Below are 14,774 nucleotides of genomic sequence, written 5' to 3'. Positions count from 1 at the left end.
CAGTGGGGAGGCCCGGTTCGCGGAGAAGGAGGTCGCCGACATGCTCGAGGCTCCGGGCCTCGCCTGCCGGGACAGGCCCGGCCTGATCGGCGGCGAGCTCGTGTGGGGCAGTCGGCTCGACCCCTCACAGGAAGGCCTCTGGCGGCCCCTGACCGGCTGACCTGGCGGATCCTCTCGACCTGGCAGATCCTCGCGGATCCGCAACCTTTTGTTGCGCATCGGCATCCGTCGGCGTAGGCTGATGTGCAACCAAAGGTTGCGAAAGGGTCGAGTCATGGAGTACGGCAGCATCGAGCGCGACATCCACGTCGACGCGTCACCCGAAGTGGTCTTCGAGGTCATCAGCCGCCCGGAGCACATGCGGGAGTGGTGGCCGGACGAGGCCGGCTTCGAGCCCGTCGCGGGGGCGCCCGGTGAGCTCTTCTGGCGCGACGACACGACCGGCGAGACCATGACGGTCGCGCTCACCGTCGTCGAGGTCGACCCGCCGACGCGGTTCTCCTTCCGGTGGTGCTACACCGGCGCCGAACGCGACGGGGACTCGCTGCTGGTCACCTTCGACCTGGTACCGAAGGACAACGGGACCGTCGTGCGGATGACCGAGACCGGGTTCCGCGAGATGGGCTGGGAAATCGCCGTACTCGAGGAGCGGTACCGCGATCACACCAGCGGCTGGGACCGCTACATCCCCCAGCTGGGCACGTACGTCGCGCGGCTGGTGTCGACCCCATGAGCACGCCCGCGGACGACGAGCTGTGGTCGGCGATCGGCGATCCGACCCGACGCACGCTGATCGACCTGCTCCTCGCGTCCGGACCGGGCACGGCCACCTCGCTGAGCGCGGGCCTGCCCCTCACCCGGCAGGCCGTGTCGAAGCACCTCGCCGTGCTCGACCGTGTCGGCCTGATCCGCGGAGAGGCGGCGGGCCGCGAGCGGCGGTACCGGATAGACCAGGCACAACTCGCGCGCGCCGCCGCGCAACTGGCCACGGTCGGGGCCACGTGGGACGCCCGACTGCGCCGGATCAAAAGCATCGCGGAGGCGATCGAACGCAGCCGCACCGACACCGAAGGAGCATGACAATGGTCGACATCCTGCACCGGATCGGCGCCGTCGCGCCGCTGGACGACGTCTACCAGGCCATCGCGACGCCCGAGGGCCTCGCCAACTGGTGGACGACCGACACCACCGGCAAGAGCGAGGTCGGCGGCACGCTGCTCTTCCGGTTCGGTGACGTCGGTGGCTTCGACATGGAGATCCTGGAGCTCGACCCGGCCGGCCATGTGCGGTGGCGCGTCACGGACGGCCCGGCGGAGTGGGTCGGCACCGAGATCGACTGGCGCCTGAGCCGTCACGAGGACTACACGATCGTCCTCTTCAAGCACGAGGGCTGGCGCGAACCGGTCGAGTTCATGCACCACTGCAGCACGAAGTGGGCGACCTTCCTGATGAGCCTCAAGGAGTTCGCGGAGTCCGGCCACGGCAGGCCGGCGCCCGACGACGTCCGGATCAGCGACTGGCATTGAGAGCGGAGCACCGCACCGTGGCGTCGCACCGGGGGCGACGCCACGGCCGCCCGCCATGCGTGTGCCGGGCGGCAGCGCGGACCGACGGGTTTCCCGGACGGCCGGGCGGTCTGCCATGATCGCGCGGTGAGTGACGAGAGGCCGTCCGCGACGGAGGCCGTCGAGACGCATGTCCCGTCGTTCTTCGCGGGGCACTCCGTGGAGGCCGTCGTCCCAGCTCTCGGGTCGCAAGGGCAAGACAGGGGGTGCGACCTGCGCGTACTCGTCGTAGGCCCCGGTCCCCGCGCCGACAGCTGGGCCTACGTGACCGCCGGATGCTGGGCGCTGTCGGAGGAGGACGGTCACGGACTCGAGTTCGTCATGACCGCTCACGTTCGCGACCAGCGGTTCACCGAGCTCCTGGCGATGATCGCCTCCTACCACGGCGGAGGACACCGGCTGGAACTGGAACACAGCATGCCGATCGGGGAACCGTGGGTTCCGGGCTCTGCCTGCGACCACCTCCTGATCAGCCTGCCCTACCTCCACGGGCCGGACCTGGAGCACTGTCCGCTGCCCCGGGGCGACGCCCGCATCCTGTGGACCCTGCCCGTGACCGCCGCGGAGGTCGCGTTCCGCAGGCAACACGGCACCGAGGCGCTGGAGCAGTTGTTCGACGCGGCGCAGATCATTCCCACTGATCCGTTCAGGAGATCTGTCGTCTGACGCAACGCTTAAGCCTCCTGTCGAACGGACCCAACTGCCGCGTCCGCTGTGCGGGATCACCGCTCCGGGACTGGGAGGTCATGCCGATGGAGAGGCCGCGGATACTCCTCGGCGGCGACGAGGCGTGGCTGGAGCCGGCTCATGTCGACGGGGACGACTGGCGGGTGACCGCTGATCGGGCCTCGTGCACGACAGCCGACTTCCCCGCCTGCCTCACCGTCGAGGAGGTCGCCGACTTCGCCGCCCGGATGCTCTCGCATCTTCGGGCGCCGTCGGGCCGCCGCTTCTCGGCGGCGGTGACTCCAGGACGGAACAATCCGCTGACGCTGAGAGCCGAACCCGTCGACGACGGCTACACCTTCTTCGTTCGCCTGACTCCGAACGGCGACGACGACGCCTGTCACTTGCAGATGGAAATCGACCCGGTCCATGTCGCGGAGCTTCGTGACGTGTTTGATGGGTTGCGGGTGTCATCGGGGGTCTGAGCGCACAGGTGTGACCGCGACAGAGGTGACCGTGCCTCGAGACACAGGCGTGGCTGCGCGCCCGCATCGGCGCCGCGGCCCGGCCGGCCGTCGTGCACCTGTTCCTCCGTCACGGGTTCGACAGGGGGCCCTCGACCAGGTCCGCGCACGTCTCCGTGTCTCCAGCCGCGCCGGCGAGCAGCCGCCAACGTGGTGGTCCTCAACGGCTCCTGAGCCGAGCAGTCAGGCGCTCGACCAGTTTGGGTCTTCTGCTTGGCAGCGGGCCGTCGCAGGGTTAACGTGCCTCAACCTCATCCCGCTGAGCGTGTTCTTCCGACTGTCGATCGATCATCGGCCTGCCGTGAGAGGACCTTCATGCCCACACGTCGTAGCGCGACGGCAATCGCCACCCTGACCGCCGCCGCACTCGTCTCCCCCCTGCTCCTCGCCGGACCGGCCACCGCGGAGGCCGACAACCCGAGCTGGGCCAACCGGGGCGACGCACTGGCCAGGAAACTCGTCAAGGAGTCCACGGCCAAGGACGCCTTCCGCCATCTGAGAGTCTTCCAGGCCATAGCCGACCACAACGGCAGTACCAGAGTGGCCGGTTCGAAGGGCCACGCCCTGTCGGCCGCCTACATCGAGGTGGTCCTCAAGGCCGCCGGCTACAAGCTCTCCCGCCACGAGTTCGACTTCGTCTACACCGACGAGATCGCCGAGTCGCTCACCGTGGTCTCGCCCGCGCCGCGCGACATCCCGATCGAGCTGATGACGTACACCGCCAGCGGGCCCGAGGGCGGGGTGACCGCGGACCTGGCCGTCGCCCCCGTGGACGCCGACAACACGCACGGCTGCGACGCCACCGACTTCGCGGCCGGCGCCTTCACGGGCAAGATCGCCCTGATCAAGCGCGGTGGCTGCACCTTCGCCATCAAGCAGGCCAACGCCCACGCGGCGGGCGCGGTCGGCGCCATCGTCTACAACAACACCGCGGGTGCGCTCAACGGCACCATCGGTGACTCGACCCTCGGCAAGATCCCCACCGGCGGTATCACCCAGGCGGACGGCGAGGCGTTGGCCGCCGAGGCCGCCCAGGGTCCGGTGAAGGTCACCCTCGACGTCCGCGAACTGCGGGAGAACCGCAAGACCTTCAACGTCGTCGCGGAGACCCGAGGCGGCGACGCGGCCAACACCGTCTTCCTCGGAGCGCACCTGGACTCGGTCTCCGAGGGCCCGGGCATCAACGACAACGGGTCCGGCTCGGCAGGCATCCTCGACGTCGCGCTGAAGCTGGCCAAGTCCCAGCACAAGGTCAAGAACAAGGTGAAGTTCGCCTGGTGGTCCGCCGAGGAGTTCGGGCTGCTCGGCTCGGAGGCGTACGTCGCCTCGCTGACGGAAGAGCAGAAGAAGCAGATCAAGCTCTACCTGAACTTCGACATGATCGCCTCGCCGAACGCCGCCTACTTCGTCTACGACGGCGACGACTCGGACGCCACGGGCGCCGGCCCCGGCCCCGAGGGTTCGGCCCAACTCGAGAAGGGCATCACCGACTTCCTCGACTCGAAGAACATCCCGCACGAAGGCACCGACTTCACCGGCCGCTCCGACTACGGCCCGTTCATCGAGGTCGGCATCCCCTCCGGCGGCACCTTCACCGGTGCGGAGGGCATCAAGACCGAGGCGCAGGCCGCGAAGTTCGGCGGCCAGGCCGGTGTGGCGTACGACGTGAACTACCACGCGGCCGGTGACGACATCAACAACATCGACATGCGGGCGCTCGACGTCAACGTCGACGTCATCGCCGACGCGGTCGGCCACTACGCCTACGACCTCTCCCCGCTCACCCGGCCGGTGGTCTCCACCCCGACGGACGGTGACTCGGGCAGTGGCGGCGGCCTGCACGACGGCCACGCGCATGTGAGCGAGTAACCGTCCCGACCCGTGTGGTGCGGCCTCCCGCCAGAGGGCCGCACCACACGCGCGTCCGGACATACACGCGTCCGGTTCACGAAGCCGTCCACGACAGTGCCCGTCGTGAGAGCGTGAGGCGGAGGGTTCGGCGGGCGGCTTGTTCGCTGTGGCCCAGGGCAGGGCGGCGACCGCCGATTCACGTTGGGCACGGAAGGAGAAGGCGGCGGTGTCCGACGGCCTTGCGTGGATCGCCGACGCGTGGCGTGGTGCGAGTCCGAGCGCCGGCGAGCTGTACGTCACCTGCGCCCGTGGTCTCACGCCTCGGCAACCGGCAGAGCGCACGGCCGACCACGAGCCTGTCGAGATCGGGCCCGAACTCACCGTCCAGGAGGCGTCCGCAATGGTCGACCTCGCCGATGTCTACTGTGTCGGCCGCACCGGCTCGATGGTCTGTTGTCCGATGCCGTGCGGGGATTCCCCGTCCGTCAAGGGGACAGGGGCCGAGGCGCCTCCACGTCACCTCGTGCGCAGGGTGAAGTCCGCCGCCCTCGTGTCCAGGGTGGTGCTGCCGTCGGCGGCAGTGGCCAGGACCGCGACGTGCCAGGAACCCTGCGGGGACGACGCGGCCTCGGCGGCGGTCACCCGGACCGTGTACGTGCAGCGCGCGGTGTCCGTGTCGACGGTCATGCAGATGGCCGACTCCTCCGCGGTCATCTCTTCGGCGGTCGGCGCCTTCTCGGCGAGGGCGGACTGCGCCGGATAGGCCAGCACCTTCACGCTCTTGACACCGCCGGACGCCGTGACCTCGGTGCTGAAGGAGAGCGAGCCGTCCCGGCCGCCGTCGGGGGCGGTGTAGCGGGCGGTGCTGTGGGCCAGGGCAGGGGGCTGGTCCCCGGCGTAGGCGAGGGCGAAGGCTCCTGCGCCGCCGAGGACGACGACACCGGCGGTCAGGGACAGGGCGACACGGCGGGACATGAGGATTCTCCGTAACAGTCTCGGTGGTGTGGAGCCGACGCTCTCGGTTGCGCCGCTGCACCGATACTCGCCGCGCGGGGCGGTCCCGGACGTGAGCACGGATACTCAACTCGGGCTGAGTGGTCGGAACGGGAGCGGGGTGTACGTACCCGCATGGGTCCGGGTCCGGAGTGAGGCAGTCAGAGCCGGACGACGATGAGGGCGACGTCGTCGCGGCCGCCGCCGGCCACGCCGAGGCGCTCCAGCACCGTGTCGGCGATCTGTTCGGCGCCCAGGCGGCCGACGCGCAGGCCGTCGTCACCAGCGACTTCGTGAACGGAACGGTCCGCGTCCAGCTCGACTCGGACGACCTTTCCGACTGGGGGCGGCTGCTGGAGGCCGAACAGGAAGCCGGCTCGACGAACCGTTCACCGCGGACTGGCCCCGGTCGGGGCGTACGGCCTACCTCCGATTCGTCGCCGACGACCCCTACATCGTTGAGGTCCACGACGGCGTCGGCGCCCAGATCTTCGTCTCCGTACCGCTCGACATGGGCGAAGGCTGGGTCACCGAATCGAGAGAACGACTGGCTGCCGCGCGAGCCGCCCTGAAGGAGGACGCGGACGAGTCCCTCCACACACGTCCCTGACGAGGCCGGTCGCTTCGTTCCCTCGGCTTCCAGGCCTCGCCTACCGCTAGCCGGCGTTGCCGCAGCGGGCCGAAGTGGGCGCGCGTCCCTGCCGCTCACCCCTTCGCGGGGCGGTGCCGCCAGGGGTCCGATCCGTTCGTGCTGCGCAGCCTCGTCTGCACGGGAGTGGGCGGGTCGGCGTCCGCCCGCAGTGCGGCGATCTCGTCGACGAGGCGTGCTGCCGCGGCGGCCGGGCCGGGCTGGTCGAGCTGAGCGGCGAGGGTGAGTGCCTCTCCGGCGTGGGCCGCCGCCTCGGCCAGGGCACCTCGGTCGCGTTGGACGGCGGCGAGGTCCAGGCAGGTCAGCGCCACGTACGGTCGAGCGCCGAGGACCCGGTTGCGGGCCAGCGCCTCGCGCAGCAGCACCTCGGCCTCCGCCGGGCGGCCGGCGGTCAGGGCGAGGCGGCCGAGTTCGCGACTGACCGTGCCGGAGAAGTACGCCGTTGACGTGCCGATGGCTCCCGGGTACGGCCGGAACAGGGCGAGCTGGTCGTACGTCAGCCGCGCGGCCTCGGCGTCGCCGATGAGCTCGATCAGGTCGACCAGGTGCATCAGCACCGCCGGCCACGTCGGGGTCGCGATCGGGAGGGGCAGCAGAGGGCGCAGCTGGGCGTAGACCTCCCGTGCCTCGTCCAGCCGCCCGGCGACGAACAGCACCCGAGCCCGCACCGAGAGGATCAGCGGCTGTCTCGGCACCCGGTCGAAGGCACCCCACATCTCCTCGGGCAGTTCCTCGGCGTCACCACGGACCAGGGCCAGTTGCTGGCACAGTACGTAGCTCATGGCGATCGCGGTCGGGTCTCCGCTGGCCCGGGCGAGTCCGGTGGCTTCCTCGTTGCATTGGCGGGCGGCGGCGAACCGCCCTTCCTGGGCGGCGCGGGAGGCGCTGACCCGGAGCAGGTGCCAGCGGGTCAGCGGCAGTGCGGATCGGGCGGCGATCGCCTCGATGCCGCGGATCGCTTCGTCGACCAACCCCATTCGGCCCAGCAGGTATCCGGCTTGGATACGCCAGTGGTGGCCCAGCACCGCCGCGAGCGGGTCGCCGAGCTGCTCGGCGCGGAACACGGACAACTCGCCGAGGCGCAGCCGCTCCGCGGTGTCGTCCGGGTGGGCCAGGGTCATCTCCCTGGCCCGTGCCGCGTCGAGTTCGGCACGCGGGTCGCCGGTGGCCTCGGCCAGAGCGAGGGCCGCGCGGGCGTGCTCCGCCGCCTTTTCGGGTGAGCCGAGATCGGCCAGGGCGGTGGCGAGCTGGGCGAGCAGCCGGGAGCGCACGGTGTCCGGCAGGCCCTCGACGGCCAGCGCCGCCCCGCACAGTCGGCTGATCGTCTCCGAGGCCTGCGGGAAGGTGACACCCCGCAGCACCAGGGCGGCCTCGGCGAGGAGTTCCGGCCGGCCGGTCGCTTTCGCCGCGTCGGCGGCTTCGACGCTGTGGCGCAGGCTGGCGTCGTAGCGCCCGGCAAGGTACTCGGCGCGGGCCAGCTCGATGAGCACCGGGGTGTGCAGGGGGTCCGTCGGGCCAAGTACGGCGGTGGCGTCCGCCAGGTGCCGGGCGGCGTCGGCGTAGGCGTGCCGTTCGCGGGCCTGATCGGCGGCGATCCTGGACCAGTGCGCGGCGGCGGCGCGGTGGGCGGGCTCCTTTCCGGCCCGTCGCCAGTGCGCCGCGATACGGGCCGCCTCGGCCGGGTTCTCGGCGTTTTCCAGTGCGCGCGCCGCGGCTCGATGCAGGGCACGGGCGGCGGCGGGGTCGGTTCGGCCGAGTACCTCGTCGCGTACCAGGTCGTGGGTGAAGCGGTAGGCGCGTCCGGGTCTGGTGGTGTCCGCCGTGGTGAGGACACCGGCGTGCCAGGCCGCCGTCAGCGCCTGGGCGACGAGGCTCTCGCCCAACTCCGGCAGGACCGCGGCGAGCTGGGTGGTGTCCAGCCGTTCGCCGAGCACGGCGGCGGCGCACACGACGCCTCGCTGCTCGGTGGTGAGTCCGGTCAGTAGCCCGCTGACGACGGTGCCGAGGTCGACGGTGTGCGTGCGCAGTGCCGTGACGAGCAGTGGCAGCCCGCCCGTACGCCGGTAGGACTCCGCCGCGTTCGGCTCGCCGACGCACTGTGCGACCTCCTCCCGGGTGAACGGCGCCAGCCGCAGCACGGCGGCCTCGTTGCGGCCGAGGTCCGCGAGCGCTCCCGCGGTCTGCTCGGGCCCGGGTTCCCGGTAGGTGCCGAGCACGAACAGCCCGTGTTCGGCCGCCCCGTCGGCGACCTGCCACAGCAGGTCGAGGCTGGCCGTGTCGGCCCAGTGCAGATCGTCCAGCATCACGGCCAGGGGTCGTTCGGCCGTCGCTTCGGCCAATGCCTGTCTCATTCTGGTCAGTTCCTGGAACCGGGCCGCTGCCGCGGCCGACTCCGTCGCCTCCCAGGGTTGTTGTCCCGTCTCGGTCCCGACTCCGTTCAGGAGACGGGTAGTTGATTGTTCCGCCGGCCCAGGGGTGACACCGGAAAGTCGTAGCGCCCGCTGCCAGGGCCACAGGGGTGGTGCCACCGCGTCTCTGGGGCAATGGCCTCGTACGACGGTGAAGCCCGCGGGATCGGCGTAGCGGTGCAGTGCCTCGGCGGCGAGGGTGCTCTTGCCGATGCCCGCCGGGCCCGCGAGCAGCACCACGGATCCGGTGCCGCTCGCCGCTTCCTCGATCCGCTCGGCGAGAAACGCGAGCTCCGTCTCGCGCCCGACGAAGTCTTCACGCGGCCGACGGACCGGACGCGGGCCGCGGGGGCGGGTGGGGGTGTGGGTGGGCGGCGCTGTCGCGGCGCCTGGATGCGGTTCTCCCTGTGACTGGTGGGACGCAGGCTGCTCGGCCTGCCGGCTTCGCGTGTGGGGCTGTTGGCCCGACGACTCGGCCCGCCGGGCTTCTTCCTGGGGTTGTTGAGACGTCGGCTCGGGCGGAGCCGCGCGGGCGGCGCGCAGCCAGCGCCGCCACTGCTCCTCGTCCAGCAGCCCCGCGTCGATCGCGCCGACGGCGCTGGGCCGGCCGCGGCAGTGTTCGAGCAACACCCGGACCAGGACCAGGAACGCCACCTCCGACCCAGGCAGATGCCTGCCCTGCTTCCAGTCACTGACCCGGCGTCCCGAGATCGGCCTGCCCCGCCCGGCGGGACGGCGTCGATTGGCCTCGGCCACCGCGCTCTTGACCGGAAGGTCCGCCGCCAGTCCCAGCAACTCGCCCAGCCGGTCGGCGAACACCTGCCGCGGTGTCGGCTCCGTCTCCCCCATACCCCGCCCCCAGAACGCCGTGTCCGGACCGGACCGGACCGGAAAACCACCCTAGGTCCTTCACCAGCGGTGACACACCCGCAGTGACGGAACCGCCACCCAACCAGGGGCGCGACTGCGTCAATTGGCGTGCGCCGGCCACAGGGCCGTGCAGGACAGCCAACACCCGTGCCGGGCGCCGCACTTGCAGCCGTTCATCCGCTCGGGGGAAGCGAGACAGGGAGGGGAAACATGGTCTGGCCATCGGCGCTACGCCAGTTGTTGAGGCGGCGCGCATCCCGGCGCCGGGCAGTGGGGGTGACCGCCGTGGGCGTGGTAGTCAGCATGCTGTTCGCCCTCGGGGCCACGGGCTGCGGCCCAAGCCCCAAGGTCACGGTCAAGGCGCTCGCCCGGGGCGTCACGAGCGCTTCGCCGTTCTTCCGCGGGGCCGGCCTGGCCGTCGACCTCATCGGCACCCTCTCCGCACTGGGCGGCGGATCCAAGTCGGGTGCCACGCCCGGGCTCTACGGCGGGACGCGGCGGAAGTCCAGCTGCGACAAGGGGCGGCTCATCGCGTTCCTCAAGGAGAACACGGAGAAGGCGGCGGCCTGGGCGGACGCTCGGGGTATCGACGTCGACCAGATCGAGAGCTACATCGGCGAACTCACCCCGGTGCTCCTGCGCAACGACACCTTGGTCAAGAACTTCGACTACGACGCACGGAAGAAGCAGAAGAGGTCCTTCTACGCCCTGCTCGAAGCCGGAGTGGCCGTCCTCATCGACGCCTACGGCCTGCCCGTGGTCCAGTGCCGCTGCGGCAACCCGCTGCAGAGCTTCGACAAGCCGCGGGACGACGTCGAGGTCGACTTCGACACGGACGTGGACGTGGACGTGGACGGGGGCAAGAAGAGCAAGGACGGAAAGGGTGGAAAAGGCAAGAAGGGCAAGGCGTGGAAGGGCTTCGACAAGAAGCGGATCGTGAAGGTCGAGCCCGCCGAGAAGAAGCTCGACGCCGTCCTCCTTGTCGAAGACAACCGTGAGGGAAGCGACACGGGCCTCGCGCGGCCGTCCGGTACGTCGGGCGAACAGGACAAGGTGGTGGAGGTCGTCGACCCGGAAACCCCCAAGGACGCCGAGGTGCCGGACGTCGTGGGCAAGTCGGCCGAAGAGGCTGAAGCGGCCCTGCTCGAGGCCGGGTTCGAGACCGAGACCGCCGCCGCGGACCCGGGTGAAGCGGAGTCCGCCGAGCCCGGCCAGGTGATCCGGCAGGACCCGGAGGCCGGCACGGTAGCGGCCCGAGGCTCGACGGTCACGCTGTACCGGGCCGAGGGCCCGGCGGTGCAAGAGGCCGATTGCGACGAGGTGGGCGTCGGCTTCGCCTCGTACGACGCCCTGGAACCCGGATCGAGCGGCGCGCTCGTCACCGCCGCGCAGTGCCTGCTGAGGGACGCGGGCTACGATCCGGGCCCGGTGAACGGGGAGTTCGGCGAGGAGACGGCGACGGCGGCGGTGAGTCTGCAGTCCGACCACGGACTCGAGACGTTGGGCGTCGTCGGGCCGAAGACGTGGACGGTCCTCCTGGCCCGCGGGGACACGCCTGAACTGCGGGCGGGCTCCAGCGGCGAAGCCGTCACCCGGCTCCAGCGCGCCCTGACGGCCACCCTCGGGAAGACCGTCGCCACCGACGGCGACTTCGGCACGGTGACGGAGGACGCCGTCCGCTCGTACCAGACCGCCCTCGGCATGGAGTCCGACGGCGTCGTGGGACCACAGACCTGGGCGGCTCTCCAGGCGGGGCAGTAGACGACGGAGGGACGGGACGATCATGGCGGAGAACGTCACACGGCGAGCGGCCTGCGCCGGCGCGTTGCTCGCGCTGGGCGCACTGCTGGGACCGGCACCGCAGGGAGCCGTCGCCGCGACCGGGGCACCGGACACCGCCCACATGGCGTGGCGCGGAGCCGGAAGCGACCCGAGCATCTACTGGTCGCGCCTGGTGAACGGGCAGTGGACGCGACAGCAGGGCTTCCCTGCGACCACCGCCCGGGAGCCCGACCTGGCGTACGTCAACGGCAGGGCGTACATGGCCTGGCGGGGTTCCGGGGCGGACAACCACATCTGGTGGTCCACCTTCAACGGCGCCTCGTGGTCCGGGCAGCGGGTGCTGGCCGACCGCAGGACGGCGAACTACCCGGCGCTGGGACGAGGGGCCGGTCGGCTGTACATGGCCTGGCGCGGGGCGGGGGCGGACGACCACATCTGGTGGTCCTCGTTCAACGGGTCGGCCTGGTCGGGGCAGCGGGTACTGGCCGACCGCAGGACGAGCGGTGCGCCCGGCATGAGCTGACGGAGCAGATCCGTCGCCCGAGGCCGGCTTCGCCGAGTTCAAGAGGGCTCGGGTGAACGCCTTCCTCTCCCACCCCCTTGCCCCACCTATCGAAAATCGATAGATTTCCATCGTGAGTCGTGGAAAGGGTGGGTCATGGGAAAGCTGACCGTGCGCGCGCTGCGTGCCGTGCTCGTGGTGGTGCTCGCCGGCACCGTGTTCGTGCAGGCGTTGATGGTGTGGACGTTGGTCAGTGGGAACGACCCGGAGGACGGGTCGCTCCCACTGACCCCGTTCCGGGTGCTCACCGTCATGGGCATGGTGTCGGCCCAGGTCACCCTGGTGTGTGTATGGCGACTGGTGGCGATGGTGCGTCGCGGAACGGTCTTCTCCACCGCCGCCTTCCGGTACGTGGACGGGATGATCGGCGCGATCGTGGCGGCCGCCCTCGTGTGGTTCGCGGTCACGGCGTTCAACGCGCCGGGCCAGCGGGAGGACCCGGGAGTCACCGTCATCATGGGCGGGGTCGGCGTGGCTATCCTCGGGGTCGCGCTCATCGTGCACGTGCTGCGGATGCTGCTCGCCCAGGCGGTCGCGCGCGACGTCGAGGCGGCGCGGATGCAGGCAGAGCTGGACGAGGTGATCTGATGCCGATCGCCGTCGACATCGACGTGATGCTGGCCCGGCGCAAGATGTCCGTGGGCGAGCTCGCGGAACGGGTGGGCATCACGCCCGCCAACCTGGCCGTCCTCAAGAACGGCCGCGCCAAGGCGGTGCGCTTCTCCACGCTCGCCGCGCTCTGCGAGGTGCTCGACTGCCAGCCGGGTGACCTGCTGCGCTGGGAGGCCGAGGACGCCGTGGACGAATCGGCCGAGCGCGCCGCGGAGGCCGTCGGCGGCGAGTGAACCGTGCTCGCCGCGCCAAGGTCGTCGCTGGTGAGCAAACCGTGCTCGCCGCGCCAGGGGCGTCCCCGGCAAGCGAACCGTGCCCGGCGGCAAGGCATCGCCGACCCCGCCCGCCCTCGGCCGTCGCGGCCTCGCGCCGTATCTCGGTCGCAGGTCGCGGATCCGGCCTGGCAGGCTGCCCGCCATGAGTTCCGAGCCCGTCCACCCCGACCCGGTCCGCCACCGCGACCACGGCACGTGACTCGTCCAGTTCACCGGCCGGGTTCTCGTGGTCTGCCCGACGTGCGGCGGCCGCGCGCTCGTCGCTCCTCGGCCCGGCGTCGAGGCGCCGAAGTACTTCAGCGCCCTGCTCTTCCAGTCCCGCCGTCTCGTCTGCGCCGGCTGCGGCGCGGTCGCCTACTGGACGGCCGAGGAGTGGGGCAGGGGCCTGGTCGGCGCGGTGCCCGGCGGCACCGAGGACCCGTTCTTCCGGCGGCCACTGTGGCTCCAGACCCGCTGTGCGGGACGGATTCTGTGGGCCTACGACGAGCAGCACGTCGACGCCCTGGCCGCCTACGTGAGCGCCCGGCTGCGCGAGCGTCGTGCCTCCCCGACCATGGCGGTGTTCGCCTCAGCCGTATTGGGCGGGTCACGCCGTGCCAAGGCGTGGTGTGGCCGCGGGTCAGCCCAGTTGTCCGACGGCCTCCGTGGCGATCCGCTCGAAGACGGCCTGGTCGGCCGCGAAGTCGGAGTCGGGGATCGGCCAGTGGACGACGATCTCGGTGAAGCCGAGTTCGCGGTGGCGGCCCGCGAAGTCGACGAAGGCGTCGACCGACTCCAGCGGGCGGCTCCGGTCAGGGGTGAAGCCGGTCAGCAGGATCTTGTCGAGCTCGGCCACGTCCCGGCCGGTCTCCGCGCACGCCTTGCCGAGCTTCTCGACCTGGCCGCGCAGGGCCGCGACCGACTGCTCCGGCGTGCCCTCCTCGTACAGCTTCGGATCGCCGGTCGTCACCCACGCCTGCCCGTAGCGGGCCGCCAGCTTCAGCCCGCGCGGCCCGGTCGCCGCCACCGCGAAGGGCAGGCGGGGGCGCTGGACACAGCCGGGGATGTTCCGGGCCTCCTCCGCCGTGTAGAAGTCACCCTGGTGAGAGACGGCACCCTCGGTGAGGAGCCGGTCGAGGAGGGGCACGAACTCGCCGAAGCGGTCGGCTCGCTCCCTGGGCGACCACGCCTCCTGCCCGAGCGCCGTGGCGTCGAAGCCGTTGCCGCCGGCGCCGATACCGAGGGTGATCCGCCCGTCGGAGATGTCGTCGAGCGAGATCAGTTCCTTGGCGAGCGTCACCGGGTGCCTGAAGTTCGGCGACGTGACGAGGGTGCCCAGGCGCAGGCGGTCGGTGGCCGTGGCGGCGGCGGTGAGGGTGGGCAGGGCGCCGAACCAGGGGCCGTCGCGGAAGGTCCGCCAGGAGAGGTGGTCGTAGGTGTACGCGGCGTGGAAGCCGAGTTCCTCGGCCCGCTGCCACTTGGCACGGCCGCCCGCGTGCCAGCGGTCGACGGGAAGGATCACGGTGCTCAGGCGCAGACTCATGCCACAGAGCCTACGTCGGAACTCAGAGGCCTCTCCTCCTGGCTCCACAGCGCCATGGCCTCACGGCCTCACGCATCAAGCGGGCCCCTGGCCCGGGCACATCGCAGCCGTGTGGCTGCACGAGCCCCGCGACCGAACGGCTCACGACGCCGCGTCGCCCTCATCCCCGTTCCCGAACCACCACTCGAGATCGTCGGAGCCCGCCACCCAGGCGTCCATGGCCTGCTCGGTCACGAGCGGACCGGCCGCCCGGCCGACCGTCGCCCGGACCTCCTTGCCCTCACGGGTCAACGCGCGAATCAGACTCCGGCCGGTACGGCCGCAAGACGCGACAGAGGGCCTGCCCCCACCGACGTCCGGTGGGGCAGGCCCTCTGGTCACGCGTCTGCCGTGGAGACTGGGGTCAGTGGGCGGCCACCGGGACCGGGACCTCGTCGCCGGCGCCCTCGCCGGAGGCCACCGGGGTACTGCCCGGCCGGCCCGCGTCGACCAGGG

Annotated in this window: 15 protein-coding genes and 1 pseudogene; 12 read left to right on the top strand and 4 right to left on the bottom strand. The window is 71.3% G+C overall.

Annotated features, from left to right (window positions below):
• Window positions 1–274 precede the first annotated feature (274 nt).
• The 6 genes from ACFYR0_RS21885 (at window position 275) to ACFYR0_RS21860 (ending at window position 4,624) form a co-directional block, all read left to right on the top strand.
• Window positions 275–733: an SRPBCC domain-containing protein gene (locus tag ACFYR0_RS21885; protein WP_389330426.1), complete on the top strand. Its 459-nt coding sequence runs from the start codon at window positions 275–277 to the stop codon at window positions 731–733.
• A complete protein-coding gene (locus tag ACFYR0_RS21880) occupies window positions 730–1,080 on the top strand; it encodes an ArsR/SmtB family transcription factor (RefSeq protein WP_389330423.1) in 351 nt (116 codons plus the stop codon). The genes ACFYR0_RS21885 and ACFYR0_RS21880 overlap by 4 nt, the downstream gene beginning before the upstream one ends.
• Window positions 1,081–1,082: 2 nt before the next feature.
• Complete coding sequence (locus ACFYR0_RS21875) at window positions 1,083–1,526, top strand: SRPBCC domain-containing protein (RefSeq protein WP_389330420.1); 444 nt, start codon at window positions 1,083–1,085, stop codon at window positions 1,524–1,526.
• 126 nt (window positions 1,527–1,652) lie between these two features.
• Complete coding sequence (locus tag ACFYR0_RS21870) at window positions 1,653–2,231, top strand: suppressor of fused domain protein (protein WP_389330417.1); 579 nt, start codon at window positions 1,653–1,655, stop codon at window positions 2,229–2,231.
• An 80-nt stretch (window positions 2,232–2,311) separates the two neighbouring features.
• Window positions 2,312–2,716, top strand: a complete 405-nt coding sequence (locus ACFYR0_RS21865) for a hypothetical protein (protein ID WP_389330414.1) — start codon at window positions 2,312–2,314, stop codon at window positions 2,714–2,716.
• A 354-nt stretch (window positions 2,717–3,070) separates the two neighbouring features.
• On the top strand, window positions 3,071–4,624 hold the full coding sequence (locus ACFYR0_RS21860; protein ID WP_389330411.1) for a M28 family peptidase: 1,554 nt from the start codon (window positions 3,071–3,073) through the stop codon (window positions 4,622–4,624).
• Between the two features lie 498 nt (window positions 4,625–5,122).
• Here ACFYR0_RS21860 and ACFYR0_RS21855 read toward each other — a convergent pair whose 3' ends face one another.
• Window positions 5,123–5,581 carry a DUF5707 domain-containing protein gene (locus ACFYR0_RS21855; protein WP_389330408.1) on the bottom strand — a complete coding sequence of 153 codons (459 nt, stop codon included), beginning with the start codon at window positions 5,579–5,581 and terminating at the stop codon, window positions 5,123–5,125.
• A gap of 119 nt (window positions 5,582–5,700) precedes the next feature.
• Here ACFYR0_RS21855 and ACFYR0_RS21850 point away from each other — a divergent pair.
• Window positions 5,701–5,901: pseudogene (locus ACFYR0_RS21850) on the top strand (hypothetical protein); the annotation flags it as partial.
• Between the two features lie 38 nt (window positions 5,902–5,939).
• Window positions 5,940–6,209, top strand: coding sequence for a DUF5959 family protein (locus ACFYR0_RS21845; protein ID WP_389330865.1), 270 nt, complete (start codon window positions 5,940–5,942; stop codon window positions 6,207–6,209).
• A 95-nt stretch (window positions 6,210–6,304) separates the two neighbouring features.
• Here ACFYR0_RS21845 and ACFYR0_RS21840 read toward each other — a convergent pair whose 3' ends face one another.
• Window positions 6,305–9,505, bottom strand: a complete 3,201-nt coding sequence (locus tag ACFYR0_RS21840; RefSeq protein ID WP_389330405.1) for an ATP-binding protein — start codon at window positions 9,503–9,505, stop codon at window positions 6,305–6,307.
• Between the two features lie 306 nt (window positions 9,506–9,811).
• Between ACFYR0_RS21840 and ACFYR0_RS21835 the strand changes: the two genes are divergently transcribed.
• From ACFYR0_RS21835 to ACFYR0_RS21820, 4 genes are all read left to right on the top strand, one after another.
• Entirely contained in the window at window positions 9,812–11,287 is a 1,476-nt protein-coding gene (locus ACFYR0_RS21835; protein ID WP_389330402.1) for a DUF6777 domain-containing protein, read from the top strand.
• 22 nt (window positions 11,288–11,309) lie between these two features.
• Window positions 11,310–11,831: a hypothetical protein gene (locus ACFYR0_RS21830; protein ID WP_389330399.1), complete on the top strand. Its 522-nt coding sequence runs from the start codon at window positions 11,310–11,312 to the stop codon at window positions 11,829–11,831.
• A 135-nt stretch (window positions 11,832–11,966) separates the two neighbouring features.
• Entirely contained in the window at window positions 11,967–12,458 is a 492-nt protein-coding gene (locus ACFYR0_RS21825; RefSeq protein ID WP_389330396.1) for a DUF2975 domain-containing protein, read from the top strand.
• The gene (locus ACFYR0_RS21820; RefSeq protein ID WP_389330393.1) at window positions 12,458–12,715 is read left to right on the top strand and encodes a helix-turn-helix domain-containing protein; all 258 of its coding nucleotides are present in this window, start codon (window positions 12,458–12,460) and stop codon (window positions 12,713–12,715) included. The genes ACFYR0_RS21825 and ACFYR0_RS21820 overlap by 1 nt, the downstream gene beginning before the upstream one ends.
• 661 nt (window positions 12,716–13,376) lie before the next feature.
• Here the strand turns inward: ACFYR0_RS21820 and ACFYR0_RS21815 are convergent.
• Entirely contained in the window at window positions 13,377–14,279 is a 903-nt protein-coding gene (locus ACFYR0_RS21815) for an LLM class flavin-dependent oxidoreductase (RefSeq protein WP_389330390.1), read from the bottom strand.
• A 141-nt stretch (window positions 14,280–14,420) separates the two neighbouring features.
• Complete coding sequence (locus ACFYR0_RS21810; protein WP_389330387.1) at window positions 14,421–14,570, bottom strand: hypothetical protein; 150 nt, start codon at window positions 14,568–14,570, stop codon at window positions 14,421–14,423.
• Window positions 14,571–14,774 lie beyond the last annotated feature (204 nt).

The organism is Streptomyces sp. NPDC005017 (assembly GCF_042873115.1).
Taxonomy (GTDB): Bacteria; Actinomycetota; Actinomycetes; order Streptomycetales; family Streptomycetaceae; genus Streptomyces.
This window is presented reverse-complemented; position numbering and strand designations above follow the sequence as displayed.

Excerpts from the sequence above, each read along its gene's own strand:
- ACFYR0_RS21830 (WP_389330399.1), top strand. The coding sequence starts at position 11,310 with ATGGCGGAGAACGTCACACGGCGAGCGGCCTGCGCCGGCGCGTTGCTC.
- ACFYR0_RS21865 (WP_389330414.1), top strand. The coding sequence starts at position 2,312 with ATGCCGATGGAGAGGCCGCGGATACTCCTCGGCGGCGACGAGGCGTGG.
- ACFYR0_RS21855 (WP_389330408.1), bottom strand. The coding sequence starts at position 5,581 with ATGTCCCGCCGTGTCGCCCTGTCCCTGACCGCCGGTGTCGTCGTCCTC.
- ACFYR0_RS21815 (WP_389330390.1), bottom strand. The coding sequence starts at position 14,279 with ATGAGTCTGCGCCTGAGCACCGTGATCCTTCCCGTCGACCGCTGGCAC.
- ACFYR0_RS21860 (WP_389330411.1), top strand. The coding sequence starts at position 3,071 with ATGCCCACACGTCGTAGCGCGACGGCAATCGCCACCCTGACCGCCGCC.
- ACFYR0_RS21840 (WP_389330405.1), bottom strand. The coding sequence starts at position 9,505 with ATGGGGGAGACGGAGCCGACACCGCGGCAGGTGTTCGCCGACCGGCTG.
- ACFYR0_RS21885 (WP_389330426.1), top strand. The coding sequence starts at position 275 with ATGGAGTACGGCAGCATCGAGCGCGACATCCACGTCGACGCGTCACCC.
- ACFYR0_RS21875 (WP_389330420.1), top strand. The coding sequence starts at position 1,083 with ATGGTCGACATCCTGCACCGGATCGGCGCCGTCGCGCCGCTGGACGAC.
- ACFYR0_RS21880 (WP_389330423.1), top strand. The coding sequence starts at position 730 with ATGAGCACGCCCGCGGACGACGAGCTGTGGTCGGCGATCGGCGATCCG.
- ACFYR0_RS21825 (WP_389330396.1), top strand. The coding sequence starts at position 11,967 with ATGGGAAAGCTGACCGTGCGCGCGCTGCGTGCCGTGCTCGTGGTGGTG.
- ACFYR0_RS21820 (WP_389330393.1), top strand. The coding sequence starts at position 12,458 with ATGCCGATCGCCGTCGACATCGACGTGATGCTGGCCCGGCGCAAGATG.